At 43.8% G+C, this 258-nt stretch carries 1 protein-coding gene; it reads right to left on the reverse strand.

Translation table 11 applies throughout. The features are described 5' to 3' along the window. The coding region (locus H6A60_RS13330) for a metallophosphoesterase family protein (protein ID WP_205105345.1) at positions 1-258 on the reverse strand (258 nt) is incomplete at both ends.

Raw genomic sequence — 258 nt, forward strand, 5'->3', positions numbered from 1 at the left:
CGCCCTTGGTAATCAGGATCTTTATCGATGTAAGGAAAGTGGTTGAGGTTGAATTCGAGTCCTCCATCTTCATCCTTCAAGGGACTCCGAGGATAGTAGATCAGCTGAAAATGCTCTTCATACAAAGCAACTTTTTCAGCGTACGACACTTTATTCTTGTACATCGGGTGACAATCGTCATGGTTGCCAGGGACAATAATTTTTATTCCATTCAAACGACTGATTGCTGGTACGGTATCGCTACGCACGCCCATACAT

Source organism: Sutterella massiliensis, assembly GCF_016899755.1.
Classification (GTDB): Bacteria; Pseudomonadota; Gammaproteobacteria; order Burkholderiales; family Burkholderiaceae_F; genus Sutterella; species Sutterella massiliensis.